We start from the raw sequence: 15,710 nt of genomic DNA, 5'->3' as shown, positions 1-15,710 counted from the left end.
CCCTCTTCATTTTATGATTAGTACAGGAAACAAATATATACAACTCGTTCTATTCTTCTATTGCTTCTGTGTTTATGATAAAATAAATGCGGTGAAATGCCAAGTCATTTTTTAATATTTAGCTATTATTCTTACTAGTCTTCATTTTTTTGGGAAAGATCCACAGATGAATTTATATAGAGATTGTGCATTAATTTAAACTATTTTATAACTTTTTTTCAAGGGAGTAGAATTTGAACAAAAATGTGACTGGTATCAATTTAGCCAGGTCCGTAAGAAGAAGTCAACACGCAACTTTTCGTGATGCACGAAAAACTGCCCCTGTAACGTGCTAAAAGGCCACTTACGCTTTTGTTCTTTAGGAGAATGTATATGTATTTAAAAAGGTTGGAAAGTGTGGGTTTTAAATCATTTGCTGAACGGATAAAGGTAGAGTTTGTACCAGGAGTCACTGCCGTAGTAGGTCCAAATGGTAGTGGTAAAAGTAATATAACCGATGCAATCCGATGGGTACTTGGAGAGCAATCGGCAAAATCAATACGCGGATCTAAAATGGAAGATATCATATTTCAGGGAAGTGATTCAAGAAAAGCTCTCAATGTAGCAGAAGTTACACTTGTCCTCGATAATCAGGACCAAACATTGCCGCTGGATTTTAAAGAAGTGAGTGTAACAAGGAGGGTTTACCGTTCTGGAGACAGTGAATTTTATATTAACAAACAACCTTGCCGCTTGAAGGATATTGTTGACTTGTTTATGGACTCTGGTCTCGGACGTGAAGCGTTCTCTATTATTAGTCAAGGGAAAGTTGAAGAAATACTAAGTTCTAAGGCAGAGGAAAGACGTACAATTTTTGAAGAAGCTGCTGGTGTTTTAAAGTATAAACAACGGAAGAAAAAGGCTGAATATAAACTGGCAGAAACGCAGGAAAATTTAAATCGGGTTGAAGATATTATTTATGAGATAGAGCAGCAAATTAACCCGCTGGAGCAACAGGCGGATACAGCAAAAAAATATATTGAGTTAAAAGAACAGCTGAAGCAGCAGGAAATAGCTTTCTTAATAGCAGAAATTGATCAGCTTCATGGTGAATGGAAAGCATTATTAAGTAAATTAGATCAAGAAAAAATGGGTGAAATTAACCTTAAGACACGCATCCAACAAAAAGAAGCAGGATTAGAAAACGAACGACAGGATTTACAGAAGCTTGATGAGGCAATCGATGATTTACAAACAAGACTACTTACAACAACACAGCAACTTGAGCAATATGAAGGAAAAAAACAACTTCTAAATGAACGTACCAAGCATTTTGCGGAAAACAGAGAAAAGCTGGAGTCACAAAAACGAGAGAGCTCCGTTCGTATTGGTAAGTTACATGACGAGCTAATTGAAGAAAAAGAAAAATTATCTGAGTTGCAGGTAATAAAAGATAAGACTCAGCACGATGTAAAACAATTGCAGGGTAAATTAGCAGTCGATAATCAAACAATAGCCAACAAGATTGAGGATTTAAAATCGGACTATATTGAATACCTTAATAACCAGGCTGCAAAACGAAATGAAAAGCAGTCTGTCCAGCAGCAACTACAACAATTATTTAGTAAGAAAGACATACAAACAGTAAAGTTTGAGGACTTGAATAAACGTAGAGAAGAAATAACAAAGAATGTATCACAAACCGCAGAGAATTTAGAGACACAAAAGACGATCTGCATCAAAAAAGAAACGGCTATAAGAAAGTTAAAAAGTGAAATTGAAGAGGAACGTGGCCTGTACGAAGAGTCGCAGTCAAAGCTGTATCAAGGTTATCAATATATTGAAAAGCTAAAATCAAAGAAGGAAATGCTGGAAGAAATGAAAGAAGATTTCCAAGGTTTTTTTCACGGTGTTAAGTCCGTTCTTAAAGCAAGAGACGAAAAAAAACTGGTAGACCTGCATGGTGCTTTAATCGAGTTAATAGAGGTTCCCAAGAAATATATTACTGCTATCGAGACCGTTTTAGGTGGTCAAGCTCAGCATATAGTAGTTGACGATGATCAAGCAGCACGTAACGCAATTACATGGCTTAAACAAACGAATAATGGCCGCGCGACATTTTTGCCATTGTCTTCTATACAAGAGCGGTTTATTACAAAGGATATGCTCACCAAAATCAACAATCATCCTGGGTTTATAGGCATTGCCGCAGATCTGGTGAAATCCAGTGTGCGCCATGAAAAAGCTGTAAATCATTTAATGGGGCATGTAGTCATTGCAAAATCCTTAAAGGATGCTAATGATTTAGCAAAGGTTATTATGCGAAGATATCGTGTTGTAACACTTGAAGGAGACGTAGTCAACCCGGGTGGATCCATGTCGGGTGGGGCACAAAAGAAAACAAACCAATCCTTATTTACAAGAGAGAAAGATTTACAGGAAATCACAGAAAAGTTAAATGAATTTCAGGTAAGGGCTAGTGCTTTTGAAAAGAAGGTTAATGAACAAAAACTGTTACTCGGTCAAAAGGAAAAGCAATTAGAGGCAGAGGAAGAATCCATTATTTCTGAACAGCAATCCCAACAAGAACTAACGACAGTGCTAAGAGAATTAGAGACGAAGAAAAATGCATTAAATGATAACCTTGCCATCTATGATCAGGATAAGCAACAATTTCAACAGGACAGAGATCAACTGGAATTAAGAGATGAACAGCTGTCAAACGAACTCAGTAACATCAAAGATCAGCTTATAAAAATACAAGAAGAAATAGACACATTAACCAATAAAGAGGCAGCAGTTAAAGAGAACCAGGAACAATTACAAACAGATTTACATCATTACCAAGTTGCATTGGCAGAACAAGAAGAGCGGGTAAAAAACCAACGGGAAAAAACGAATGTTATTCAGGTACAGCTGACAGAACTGCAAGAACAATATGATGAATACAAATTAGATTTGGATGAATTGCTGGCATTCAATAAAAGCGAAGAAACAGAAGAGGGTATTGATCATATTATACATTCTAATAAAAATGAAAAATCTGCATTAAACCAAACGATTCAACAAACTCGTTCTCAACGATTAGAGAAAACCCAATTGATGCAAGATAAAGAAAGAGAGTTAAAAGAAGAAAACAAAAATCACCAAAAAGTGATGCAGACAATTCAACAAACAGAAGTTCAAGCTAATCGCTTAGATGTTGAGTTGGAAAACCGCCTTTCTCATTTACAAACGGAATATACAATTACATTCGAAAAAGCCAAAAAAACTTATGAAAAAGCGGAACAGATGGAAGAGGCAGAGTCTATTGTTAAGCAATTAAAGCTGAGCATAGAACGATTAGGCACAGTAAATTTAGGTGCTATCGATGAGTTTGAGCGTATTTCGGAACGATATACATTTTTATCAGAACAAAAGAATGATCTAGTTGAAGCAAAAGAAACAATGTATGCTGTGATTGCAGAGATGGACGAAGAAATGCAAAAAAGATTCGACGTGACGTTCTCCCAGATAAAAGAAGAGTTTACGCAAGTCTTTAAGCAGTTGTTTGGCGGGGGACATGCTGAGTTGAAATTAACTGATCCTGCTAATTTATTAGACACTGGAGTGGATATTATCGCACAGCCACCTGGTAAAAAACTCCAGCATCTGGGCTTGCTTTCAGGTGGAGAACGTGCCCTAACGGCAATTGCTTTGTTGTTTGCAATCTTACGTGTCCGACCAGTACCTTTTTGTGTGCTGGATGAGGTTGAAGCTGCATTGGATGAAGCCAACGTAACCAGGTTTGCAAAATATGTAAAGCTGTATAGTAAGGATACGCAATTTATTGTTATTACGCACCGGAAAGGTACAATGGAGGAAGCGAACGTACTCTATGGCGTTACCATGCAAGAATCAGGAGTATCACGGTTAGTATCCGTAAGGCTGGAAGATACAAAGGAATTGGTTGAATTACAATAGGATTAGGAGGCTTCTACGAATGAGTTTTATGCAGAAATTGAAAAATAAATTCACACAAAATGAAGAAACAGAAGAGGTTTCTTTAAAATATAAAGAGGGGATGAAGAAAAGCCGCACTTCATTCTCAGGCAGAATTAATGATCTAATTGCCCGTTACCGCAGCGTTGATGAAGACTTCTTTGAAGACTTGGAAGAAGTACTTATATCAGCGGATGTTGGTGTAATGACTGTAATGGATTTAATAGACGAGTTAAAAATGGAAGTAAAGCGTCAAAACATTAAGGATACAAAGGATATAAAAGATGTTATATCTGAAAAACTGGTAGAAATTTATTATGGAGATGACAATGAACAAATTGAGGGTTTAGCAATTAAAGAAAATGAGCTATCCGTAATACTTGTAGTTGGCGTAAACGGTGTAGGGAAAACAACCTCTATTGGTAAGCTGGCAAATCAATTGAAACAACAAGGAAAAAAAGTCGTACTAGCTGCTGGGGATACGTTCCGTGCTGGGGCGATAGAGCAATTGGAAGTCTGGGGAGAGAGAGCTGGCGTAGATGTTATCAAACAGAGCGCAGGGAGCGACCCGGCGGCAGTAATCTTTGATGGTATAAAGGCAGCTAAATCGCGTAAAGCCGATGTGCTGCTATGTGACACTGCTGGAAGGCTCCAAAATAAAGTCAACCTTATGAATGAACTTGCAAAAGTAAAGCGTATTATTGAAAGAGAAGTTCCAGGCGCTCCACATGAGGTTTTACTTGTTTTGGATGCAACAACTGGACAAAACGCTCTAAACCAAGCGAAAACATTTTCTGAAGCTACGTCTGTTTCTGGGATTATACTGACAAAACTGGACGGAACTGCAAAAGGTGGAATAGTACTGGCAATACGCAATGAATTAAATATACCAGTAAAATTTGTTGGGCTGGGTGAACAAGTGAACGATTTGCAGCAGTTTAATGCACATGCTTTTGTATATGGACTTTTTGCTGATATGCTGGATGAATAACAGACGGAACCTACTTGACAATGAAACGGAACTTTCGTTATTATATATTGTAAAGGGATTTCACTTAACAAGGGGTGTACAATATGCTTGAAAAAACAACACGTATTAATTATTTATTTGATTTCTATCATGCATTGCTAACACCCAAGCAACGGAATTATATGGAAATGTATTACTTGGAGGATTATTCTTTAGGTGAAATTTCGGAGTTGATTAAGGTTTCGCGGCAAGCTGTGTATGATAATATTAAACGAACAGAAGCAATGCTTGAATCTTATGAAGAGAAATTATATTTATATAAGAAATTTCAGCAACGTGCTGAACTTATTAAACAAATGGAAGAATCACTAGTTGAGGATACTAGTGATTTATTAAACATGATTAACCAATTAAAAGAATTAGATTAGGGGGACACCTTCTATGGCATTTGAAGGCTTGGCCGACCGTTTACAAAGTACAATCAAGAAGATTACTGGTAAAGGTAAAGTATCAGAACAAGACGTTAAGGAAATGACCCGTGAAGTACGCCTGGCTTTACTTGAAGCTGACGTTAACTTTAAAGTGGTCAAAGATCTGATCAAGCGGATTAAAGAACGCTCCATAGGGCAAGAAGTAATGGAAAGTTTAACGCCAGGTCAACAGGTTATTAAGGTTGTTAAAGAAGAGTTGACAGAACTTATGGGCGGGGAACACAGTAAAATTGCAGTTGCTGAACGATCACCAACTGTTATTATGATGGTAGGTTTGCAGGGAGCAGGTAAAACGACTACTTCAGGTAAATTGGCTAATCTGCTGCGTAAGAAACATAATCGATCACCGTTACTTGTTGCCTGTGATATCTATCGTCCAGCAGCAATTAATCAATTAGAAACATTGGGACAACAACTCGAGTTACCTGTCTTCTCTATGGGCACGGATACAAAACCAGTTGATATAGCAACAAAAGCAATAGAGAAAGCTAAGGAAAACCACAATGATTATGTAATAATTGATACAGCAGGAAGATTGCACGTAGATACAGAACTGATGGATGAATTGCAACAAATTAAAGGCAATGTTAAACCAGATGAAATTTTTCTGGTAGTTGATGCCATGACAGGGCAGGACGCAGTAAATGTTGCTGAAAGTTTTAATGATCAACTTGATATTACAGGGGTGGTCCTGACTAAATTAGATGGAGATACAAGGGGCGGTGCTGCATTATCTATTAAAGAAGTAACTGATAAACCAATTAAGTTTGCTGGTATGGGTGAGAAATTAGATCAACTGGAGGCATTTCACCCGGAGCGAATGGCTTCTCGCATACTCGGAATGGGCGATGTTCTGTCATTAATTGAAAAAGCACAAACTGATGTAGATGAAAAACAAGTAAAAGAACTGGAAGAAAAAATGCGTACGATGTCGTTTACCTTTGATGACTTTTTAGAGCAAATGGGTCAAGTTAAGAATATGGGGCCATTAGATGATTTAATGGCGATGATCCCTGGCGCCAATAAAATGAAAGGGCTAAAAAATGCGCAACTGGATGAGAAACAACTTGTTCACGTGGAGGCTATTATTCAGTCGATGACAAAGAAAGAAAGACAAGACCCTGGTCTTATGAATGCCAGCCGAAAAAAACGTATTGCAAAAGGGTCTGGTACATCAGTTTCTCAAGTAAATCGTCTATTAAAGCAGTTTGACGAAATGAAGAAAATGATGAAGCAAATGACCAATATGCAAAAAGGGAAAAAAGGAAAAGGAATGAAGTTTCCATTTATGTAATGTAAAAGGCGAACCAACCTGATAAAGATATCACTAGTGCAGGTATGCACGGGGGATAGATGATTACTGATCTGAAGACAACAAAACATTAACCGAAATATGCCTTGTAGTCTTAGAGATTTAATGAAATAAATTCATTGGTTTTTCCGTTGTAATGTAAAAACACTTTACAGACTTTGCGATTTCTGATAGAATCTACAATTGTGTAAAACATTTATATTTGGAGGTGCAAGATAATGGCTGTTAAAATTCGTTTAAAACGTATGGGATCGAAAAGAAATCCATTTTATCGTATCGTCGTAGCTGATTCACGTTCTCCTCGAGACGGACGTCAAATAGAACAAATCGGAACATATAACCCGGTTGTGAATCCAGTTGAAGTTAAAATAGATGAAGATAAAGCTCTTGATTGGATGACTAAAGGCGCGAAGCCAAGTGATACAGTACGCAATCTTTTCTCAAAAGAAGGCATCATGAAGAAATTCCACGACCAGAAAAATCAAAAGTAAAGTAGTGTGATATCATGAAAGCCCTAATAGAATCTATTGTTACGTCATTAGTTGATCATCCGGAAGACATTGTTGTGACAGAAACAGAGGAAGAAACAAAGATTGTTTATCATCTTTCTGTTAATCAAGAGGATGTTGGAAAGGTAATTGGCAAAAATGGACGTATCGCTAAAGCAATCCGTACAGTTGTTTATGCAGCGAAGACGGATTCTAAAAAGAGAATTTATTTGGATATTATGTAAAGGGAGAGGGAGATACCTTTCCCTTTTTACACATCTCAGGAAAACAGAATATAAGACGTTTTGTGAGGGTGAGGAATAGAAAGTGAAAATAATGAAGAAAGTCCTAATCAAACAAATTGTCACAGAAAAGAGCAAAGAAAAACTAAGGGAAAACTTTCATAATCATAAAATGCGGCTTGAACAAGAGTGTCAACAACTTCTGTTTGAACAACGGAAGCTACAAAATAAACCAGGTATATCGAAGCAGGAAGTAACGAATCGTTTTCAACAAGAAATCAATAATCGGAAAGAAAAAATTAAGCTTGCCGATTTTAAGAACGAACAATTGGATATGCTTGAACTGGGCAGTGAAATTACCGAAAAAGAAGTTGAAGCTCTTGTTGAAGTGTCAGAGGGTTCGCATTGGAATGATATTATGGGGGAAAGAGCGATTGTCATTAAAGATGATATCGTAATCCGAATAGATTGATAGCAGGTGATGAAATGAATAAAAAGATGTTTAACGTAGGAAAGATTGTAAACACACATGGAATACGCGGAGAGCTTAAAGTACTACGTATAAGTGACTTTGAAGAGCGTTTTGCTGCAGGAGAAACTCTATTTATAGTTTCTGAAGGAAGCGAGCCGATGGAAGTGGTGGTCAAGAGTCGTCGTCTCAATAAAGGTTTTGAACTTATTCTATTTGAGGGCTACGATAATATTAATGATGTAGAGAAATTTAAAGGGTCCGAATTAAAAATTACAGAGGATCAGTTAACAGAATTGGAAACAAACGAATATTATTATCACGAAATAATTGGCTGTGACGTTTTTACGAACAATAAAGAAAAACTTGGTACTGTTACTGAGATTTTATCTCCAGGAGCAAACGATGTCTGGGTGGTTAAGCAACCAATAGGGAAAGATATACTAATTCCCTATATTGCAGAGGTTGTAACTGAAATAGACATTGCTGGAAAAAAAGTAGTCATTAAACCTATGGAAGGACTGCTTGACTGATGCATATTGATGTACTCACCCTATTTCCGGAAATGATCACAGGTGTTTTTAACTCATCAATATTAAAAAAAGCACATGAAAAGGAAAGATACAGTTATAACCTGGTTAACATTCGAGATTATACAGAGAACAAGCACAAGAAAGTGGATGATTATCCCTACGGTGGGGGAGCAGGAATGGTTTTAACCCCGCAGCCTGTTTTTGATGCGGTTGATGCTATTACCCAAAAAAATGCAACGGTTCCCCGAGTAATCCTGATGTGTCCCCAAGGTGAAACTTTTACACAGAAAAAAGCAGAAGAATTGGCAAAAGAAGAACACCTGATATTCATCTGCGGTCACTACGAAGGCTTTGACGAGCGAATCAGAGATCACCTGATTACAGATGAAATATCTATTGGTGACTATGTATTAACTGGTGGAGAACTAGGTGCTATGGTTGTTGTGGATAGTGTTGTCCGTTTAATTCCCGATGTGTTGGGAAATGAAGAATCCGCACCGAAAGATTCCTTTTCAACAGGATTCCTGGAACATCCACATTATACAAGACCTGCTGAGTTTAGAGGATTTAAAGTGCCTGATGTTCTATTATCCGGGGATCATGCGAGAATTGAGGCATGGCGTAAAAAGGAATCACTCAGAAGGACGTATGAACGGCGTAAAGATTTATTAGAGATGCAAACATTGTCAGATGAAGAGTTAAAACTATTAAATGAAATCAAGGAATAAATTATAGAATACGGTTGTGCTCATAATCCTATTATGGTATATTTATTCTTGTGTTTAAGTTTATAACTTAAGCCACATAGACGATGTTCCGCTGTCACCTAGTGAGATAAGAACATTGGTTGGAAGGAGTGAAGCAAGATGCAAAAACTTATTGAAGACATAACAAAAGATCAACTTCGTGCAGATCATCCTGAATTCAGATCAGGTGACACTGTTAAAGTTCACGTTAAAGTTGTAGAAGGAACTCGTGAGCGTATTCAGGTATTCGAAGGTATTGTAATCAAGCGCCAAAATGGTGGAATCAGCGAGACATTTACAGTAAGAAAACTATCTTACGGCGTTGGTGTTGAACGTACTTTTCCAGTACATTCCCCTCGTGTCGCAAAAATAGAAGTTACTCGCCGTGGTATTGTGCGTCGTGCGAAGTTATACTATCTTCGTAACCTGCGTGGTAAAGCAGCACGTATCAAAGAACGTCGATAGAAAAACATTATTCAAAAAAGGAGCTTGGCAATGTGCACAAGCTCCTTTTTGTTTTAATTACAAGTCAAAGTTGTATGTTATTGATCTGTTAGCTTAAACTATAGAGTAGATATATAGTACTTTGTTCGGAGGGGAATACATGGCTAAAGAGAAAAGTGAATGGTTTGACTGGGTTAAGGCACTGTTAATTGCTTTTGGCTTAGCTTTTATTGTTCGCATGTTTTTGTTTGCTCCTATTGTTGTAGATGGTCCATCTATGCTGCCGACATTGCATGATAGAGATCAGATGATTGTTAATAAATTTATTTATACTATTAAAGAACCTGAACGATATGATATTGTTGTTTTCCATGCCTCTGCTCAAAAAGATTTTATTAAACGAGTCATAGGACTACCAGGAGAGCATGTTGAAGTAATTGATAATGTGTTGTACATTGATGGAGAAGAAGTACAGGAGCCATTTTTAACAATGCAAAAGGATCAAATGAAATCATACCAAACACTGACAACAGACTTTACACTGGAGAACCTTCCAGGAGAACATGAAGTTGTCCCTGAAGGCCACCTGTTAGTTTTAGGAGATAACAGAAGTAACTCGACGGATAGTAGAATGCTGGGTGTTATTTCAATAGAAGAAATTGTCGGTAGAACAAATTTAGTTTATTGGCCGTTTGATCGAATACAGATTGTAGAATAGTAGGTGGAATAGCATATGTCAATACAATGGTTTCCAGGTCACATGGCAAAAGCGAGGCGGGAAGTAGAAGAAAAGTTAAAGCTAGTAGATTTTATTATGGAACTAGTGGATGCCCGTGCACCGTTGTCATCCCAAAATCCGATGCTGCAGCAAGTATTGCAGAGTAAATCGAAAATGATCGTTCTAATGAAAAAAGATTTAGCTGATAATCGACAAACAGATAAATGGATTGAACACTTTAAAGAAAAAGAAATCCCGGCAATCGCAGTTAATGTGAATGACAAGGCTGATATTAAGCGAGTTATTCAACTAGCTAAGGAGCTTGGGCAGGAAAAAATGGACAAACTTGTTAAAAAGGGTATCAATCCAAGACCTGCCAGAGCTATGATTGTTGGTATTCCTAATGTGGGCAAATCTACACTAATCAATCGGTTAGCAAATAAAAAAATAGCAAAAACAGGTGATCGACCAGGTATCACGAAACAGCAATTATGGATCAAAGTGAAAAAGGACTTCGAATTGCTTGATACGCCAGGGATATTATGGCCGAAATTTGAAGATGAATTAGTAGGATACCGTTTAGCAGCAATAGGTACTATTAAAGATCAGTTATTGTCACTCCAGGATATAGTTGCATTTGTGGTTAGATATATGCAAGAGCATTATCCAAATGCATTTCAAGAACGATACAATGTCAATCCAGGTGAAGAAGATATGTTGAAAATATTTGTTGAAATTGGAAAACAGCGCGGCGCATTGGAAAGTGGCGGTAATATCAATTTTGAAAAAGTATCCGATATTGTTATTCGTGACCTCCGTACAGGTAGACTTGGAAACATTACATTAGAGACACCAGAATAAGAAAGGCAGGACATGCATCTTAGGATGGGTGTCTTATTTTTTGACTGTTTTCTAAAAGTTTATGACTGGTTACTCGTCCCGCCAAAAACATCTATGAGCAAACGACGACACTTGAACGCCGTGTTCGTCGGAGCAACAGTGTCCGAAGACTCCGGTAGAACCGTTCTTTGCTTCTCTAGGAGGCTTTAGGCTGTGATCATGGAAAGCGTTATATTGTGCCGGAGCGAATCCGGGCACTCAACGCACTTTATATCAACTGTGAGAATTAAAACGCAACAAAGTTCGCGACAAGAGCCTATTTTTTGTGTTAACTAACAATTTTAATCGTAACTGCCGATAAAAGATAGAGAGAAAGGTGTTTATATGAATAAAAAATCAATTGCTACCTTAAAATATTTATTTGAGGCTGGTAAGCTTAATGAGGAATTAATTGCAGAATTAAAAATGGACGAACGAAAAGGGGTTCATCAGCTGATTAATAGTTATGAGAAAAAGAAGGAAAAAGTGGAAGAACTGGAATCTAAATATAAATATATGAGCAGTTATGAGCGGCATGCATATGCATCTGGTTATAAATGTATAGCAGGCATTGATGAAGCCGGCAGAGGCCCCCTTGCAGGTCCTGTGGTAGCTGCTGCAGTTATTTTACCTGCTGATTTTAAATTACTTGGCTTAAATGATTCAAAACAGTTAAATGAGAAGACACGTAATGCTTTCTTTTCTATTATAAAAGAGCAGGCTGTAAGCTATGGTATTTCCTTAGTCAATAGTCAAAAAATTGATCAAGTGAATATATATGAAGCAACTAAAATAGCGATGTATGATGCAGTAAAACAGTTGGATCCACAACCTGATTATATATTGGTAGATGCTGTTCCTTTAGGTAATCTACCATGCAATTCAGAAGCAATTACAAAGGGAGATGCCAAAAGCATAACCATTGCAGCTGCAAGTATCTTAGCAAAGGTTACACGAGATAATTATATGAAAAAAATACATAATGAATACCCGGTATACGATTTCAAATCAAACATGGGCTATGGTACGGCAAATCATATAAATAAACTTGATGAACATGGCGCTTCTCCCTACCACAGAAGATCTTTCTCTCCAGTACGTAATATCGTTCAATGAATTTGGGGGTGACTTTATTTGAGTATATATCGAGTATCTGGAACACAGAAAGCTCAGACTGAAATCGCTGTTCAAGGATTTAGAACAGGACAAATAATCCAAGGCAAAATACTGAAACTTTATCCTGAGAACAAAGCACAAATTCAACTGGGATCGCAAAAAATGATTGCTCAATTGGAAGCATCATTATCTGTTGGTGGAAAATACCACTTTCAAGTTCAGGCTACAGGTGACGTTATTCATTTAAGAGTCCTGGGAGAGCCATTAGTTAATCAAGAGCACAGTAATGCAACCAATCTTATGCAGCAATTAGGACTGAAAACAAGTAAGACAAATACAGACTTTCTGCAAACGTTAATCGGGGAAAAAATACCGTTTGATAAAGTGCAGTTGAGTCGGGCATTTCAAGTGCTGGATGGTGTTAAGAATAAAGTTCAGGCAGGGACTATACTCAAAGAGATGATTACAGCAAAATTTCCAATAACAGAATCCGTTTATCACGCACTGGTTGTAAAACATTCGTCGTCTAGTACAGTTCAAATGAAATCAGTCTTACAGCAACTTAGGCAGGATTCAATAAAGCCTCAATTAACAGACCGATTAAGCAGGATGGTTGAACCACCTTCAAATGCCAGTACTGCATTAATAAAGCAAATCCTTAACGAAATTATGACAAATAATCGCCAGCTTTTTACTATACTAAAAGCAGCCGGTGCTGTTGACCAATCAGTGGAATTTTCTGCCTGGAAGTCTCAATGGGAAGCGGTGGCTAAACAAAATAATTTAAACCTTCAGCACATTACAAACCAACAGACTTCAACATTGAAATTACCACATCAAATAAATGCTAATGGGGTAATTCAAGCCTTCGAACAAATGGTTACGAATAAGGAAGCGTTGCTGAGCGGAACGAGAGAAATAACACAATTATGGGGAGACAAAATCAGCCGGTCAGTAGCTGTTAATAGTACTCTATCCTTACAGGAATTCAGCCAAATGAAGCAGCAAGTTACGCAGTTAATAGCACCATTGCTATCTGACGGACAGCTGCAGATAACAAAGATAGTTCAAAATAACCCTGTACAACTTCGTCAGCTTTTAGCAGTGATCCAAACATTAAATCATATGCAAACCTATACGACTATCGAACATACTTTACATACAGTAAATACGAATAAAGGATTTATACAGGCTACACCAAGGGACCAATTTATGATGCAAGTAAATCAGACACTTTTATTTACTGGATTATCTTATGAGAATCAGCTGGCTAAGGATCCTGAACAGCAGCAGGCGACTGTAAAAGGAATGCTTTTGCAACTGCTTCAGCACAGTGATGGAGCCGTTAACGAACGTGGACAACAGCTGCTTCATTTCATTAACGGGATGCAGCTCAGTACAGTTAATGAAACAACTAACTTTCTGCAGGCAAGCTTACAAGTACCAGGTGAAAGGCTTGGTTTAGCTAGTGATCTGAACTTGGAGATTGAAGGAAGAAAAACAGCTGAAGGGGAAATTAATCCGGATTATTGTCGAATTTTATTTTATTTGGATCTTGCCAATTTGAAAGAAACCATAATTGATATGAATATACAAAAACGTGCCGTAGCGGTAACAATATTTAACGACACTGATCAGTTGAAGGACCTTTCTATTTCCATACAGCCGGTTTTAAAAGAAGGACTGCAAGACCTAAATTATCAACTATCTACAGTTGCGTTTAAGCCGATTAAAAAATCAGACGATCCGATAAAAGCTAAAACAGCATACCAACCTTCTTACAAAGGAGTTGATTTCCGCATATGAAAGAATCACGAAGAAAGGCCGCGGCGCTAAGATATGATCAAAAACGCGAAAATGCGCCTGTTATTGCTGCATCGGGTAAGGGGCTGCTAGCTGATCGTATTATTGAAAAGGCAAATGAAAATAATATTCCTATATTGGAAGATTCTTCACTAGTAGAGCTTTTAGCTGAGTTGAATATTAATGAAACCATCCCAGAAGAGCTGTATCTAGCGGTAGCAGAGGTCTTCGCTTTTGTGTACCGAACGGATCAGCGTCTGGAGGGCAGTGATTAATTAATATATGTACCGACATATTTCTGTAATTGTTGTGAAATTTGTTGTTTTTTAATACAATAGAAATGCAGTGAATTTTGATGGGAGGATAAAAGATGAACATTCATGAATATCAAGGCAAAGATATTTTGCGAAATTATGGCGTAAATGTTCCTAATGGCCATGTTGCATATACGGTAGAAGAAGCTGTTGAAGCTGCAGAGAAGTTAGGAAGCGCTGTTACAGTTGTAAAAGCGCAAATTCATGCTGGTGGCCGTGGTAATGCTGGTGGTGTGAAAATCGCAAAGAACCTGGACGAGGTGCGTACATACGCAAATGAAATTCTTGGAAAAACATTAGTGACACATCAAACCGGACCAGAAGGTAAAGAGGTAAAACGACTCCTTATTGAAGAAGGTTGCGATATTCAAAAAGAATATTATGTAGGTGTAGTGCTTGATCGCGCAACATCCCGTGTAGTTATGATGGCCTCTGAAGAAGGCGGTACGGAAATCGAAGAAGTTGCTGAAGCAACTCCAGAGAAGATTTTCAAGGAAGTAATTGACCCGGTTGTTGGTCTTTCTGGTTACCAAGCTAGAAGACTAGCATTTAATATCAATATTCCTGATGAACTAATTGGAAAAGCAGTTAAATTTATGGGAAGCCTTTATAATGCGTTTGTTGAAAAGGATTGTTCCATAGCAGAAATCAACCCATTGGTTACGACTGGGGATGGCCAAGTACTAGCATTAGATGCCAAAATGAACTTTGATGATAATGCTTTATTCCGTCAAAAGGGTGTTCTGGAGTTACGTGATTTAAATGAAGAAGATGAAAAAGAAATTGAAGCATCCAAATTTGATCTAAGTTATATATCTTTAGATGGCAATATTGGCTGTATGGTAAATGGAGCCGGGCTTGCAATGTCTACAATGGATATCATTAAACATTATGGCGGCGACCCCGCTAACTTCCTTGACGTTGGGGGCGGCGCAACTGCTGAAAAAGTTACAGAAGCATTTAAAATCATTTTGTCCGATTCCAATGTTAAAGGTATTTTTGTAAACATTTTTGGTGGAATTATGAAGTGTGATGTTATTGCCGAAGGTGTTGTAGCAGCAACGAAACAAGTAGGGTTAGAAATTCCGCTTGTAGTACGTCTAGAAGGAACTAATGTTGATTTAGGAAAGAAAATTCTAGATGAGTCTGGCTTAAATATTACGTCTGCTGGTTCTATGGCTGACGGCGCGGAAAAAATCGTTTCCATGGTTAAATAATTTATCAT

The 15,710-nt window shown here is 37.6% G+C and carries 16 protein-coding genes; all 16 read left to right on the top strand.

Going from position 1 to position 15,710, the window contains the following annotated elements; all coding sequences use genetic code 11:
- Window positions 1–372: 372 nt before the first annotated feature.
- The gene (smc, locus tag QGM71_RS04320) at window positions 373–3,942 is read left to right on the top strand and encodes a chromosome segregation protein SMC (protein WP_327606275.1); all 3,570 of its coding nucleotides are present in this window, start codon (window positions 373–375) and stop codon (window positions 3,940–3,942) included.
- A gap of 19 nt (window positions 3,943–3,961) precedes the next feature.
- Entirely contained in the window at window positions 3,962–4,951 is a 990-nt protein-coding gene (gene ftsY, locus QGM71_RS04315) for a signal recognition particle-docking protein FtsY (protein WP_327606274.1), read from the top strand.
- An 83-nt stretch (window positions 4,952–5,034) separates the two neighbouring features.
- Window positions 5,035–5,358: a putative DNA-binding protein gene (locus QGM71_RS04310; RefSeq protein ID WP_327606273.1), complete on the top strand. Its 324-nt coding sequence runs from the start codon at window positions 5,035–5,037 to the stop codon at window positions 5,356–5,358.
- A gap of 13 nt (window positions 5,359–5,371) precedes the next feature.
- On the top strand, window positions 5,372–6,715 hold the full coding sequence (gene ffh / locus QGM71_RS04305) for a signal recognition particle protein (RefSeq protein ID WP_327606272.1): 1,344 nt from the start codon (window positions 5,372–5,374) through the stop codon (window positions 6,713–6,715).
- A 236-nt stretch (window positions 6,716–6,951) separates the two neighbouring features.
- On the top strand, window positions 6,952–7,224 hold the full coding sequence (rpsP, locus tag QGM71_RS04300) for a 30S ribosomal protein S16 (protein ID WP_327606271.1): 273 nt from the start codon (window positions 6,952–6,954) through the stop codon (window positions 7,222–7,224).
- A 14-nt stretch (window positions 7,225–7,238) separates the two neighbouring features.
- Window positions 7,239–7,466, top strand: a complete 228-nt coding sequence (locus QGM71_RS04295) for a KH domain-containing protein (RefSeq protein ID WP_327606270.1) — start codon at window positions 7,239–7,241, stop codon at window positions 7,464–7,466.
- A gap of 91 nt (window positions 7,467–7,557) precedes the next feature.
- A complete protein-coding gene (locus QGM71_RS04290) occupies window positions 7,558–7,935 on the top strand; it encodes a YlqD family protein (RefSeq protein WP_327606408.1) in 378 nt (125 codons plus the stop codon).
- Window positions 7,936–7,949: 14 nt separating this feature from the next.
- Window positions 7,950–8,465, top strand: coding sequence for a ribosome maturation factor RimM (gene rimM / locus QGM71_RS04285; protein ID WP_327606269.1), 516 nt, complete (start codon window positions 7,950–7,952; stop codon window positions 8,463–8,465).
- Complete coding sequence (gene trmD, locus QGM71_RS04280) at window positions 8,465–9,193, top strand: tRNA (guanosine(37)-N1)-methyltransferase TrmD (protein WP_327606268.1); 729 nt, start codon at window positions 8,465–8,467, stop codon at window positions 9,191–9,193. Before rimM ends, trmD begins: the two co-directional genes overlap by 1 nt.
- 138 nt (window positions 9,194–9,331) lie before the next feature.
- The gene (gene rplS, locus QGM71_RS04275; RefSeq protein ID WP_327606267.1) at window positions 9,332–9,676 is read left to right on the top strand and encodes a 50S ribosomal protein L19; all 345 of its coding nucleotides are present in this window, start codon (window positions 9,332–9,334) and stop codon (window positions 9,674–9,676) included.
- Window positions 9,677–9,815: 139 nt separating this feature from the next.
- Window positions 9,816–10,373: a signal peptidase I gene (gene lepB / locus QGM71_RS04270; RefSeq protein WP_327606266.1), complete on the top strand. Its 558-nt coding sequence runs from the start codon at window positions 9,816–9,818 to the stop codon at window positions 10,371–10,373.
- A 15-nt stretch (window positions 10,374–10,388) separates the two neighbouring features.
- Window positions 10,389–11,234, top strand: a complete 846-nt coding sequence (gene ylqF / locus QGM71_RS04265) for a ribosome biogenesis GTPase YlqF (protein ID WP_327606265.1) — start codon at window positions 10,389–10,391, stop codon at window positions 11,232–11,234.
- A gap of 363 nt (window positions 11,235–11,597) precedes the next feature.
- Window positions 11,598–12,368, top strand: coding sequence for a ribonuclease HII (locus tag QGM71_RS04260; protein ID WP_327606264.1), 771 nt, complete (start codon window positions 11,598–11,600; stop codon window positions 12,366–12,368).
- Between the two features lie 18 nt (window positions 12,369–12,386).
- Window positions 12,387–14,174: a hypothetical protein gene (locus QGM71_RS04255; protein WP_327606263.1), complete on the top strand. Its 1,788-nt coding sequence runs from the start codon at window positions 12,387–12,389 to the stop codon at window positions 14,172–14,174.
- Window positions 14,171–14,446 carry an EscU/YscU/HrcU family type III secretion system export apparatus switch protein gene (locus QGM71_RS04250; protein ID WP_327606262.1) on the top strand — a complete coding sequence of 92 codons (276 nt, stop codon included), beginning with the start codon at window positions 14,171–14,173 and terminating at the stop codon, window positions 14,444–14,446. Before QGM71_RS04255 ends, QGM71_RS04250 begins: the two co-directional genes overlap by 4 nt.
- Window positions 14,447–14,541: 95 nt before the next feature.
- Window positions 14,542–15,702, top strand: coding sequence for an ADP-forming succinate--CoA ligase subunit beta (sucC, locus tag QGM71_RS04245; protein ID WP_327606261.1), 1,161 nt, complete (start codon window positions 14,542–14,544; stop codon window positions 15,700–15,702).
- Window positions 15,703–15,710 lie beyond the last annotated feature (8 nt).

The sequence above is a fragment of the Virgibacillus tibetensis genome, assembly GCF_036026595.1.
GTDB classification, from domain to species: Bacteria; Bacillota; Bacilli; order Bacillales; family Amphibacillaceae; genus Virgibacillus_P; species Virgibacillus_P tibetensis.
This window is presented reverse-complemented; position numbering and strand designations above follow the sequence as displayed.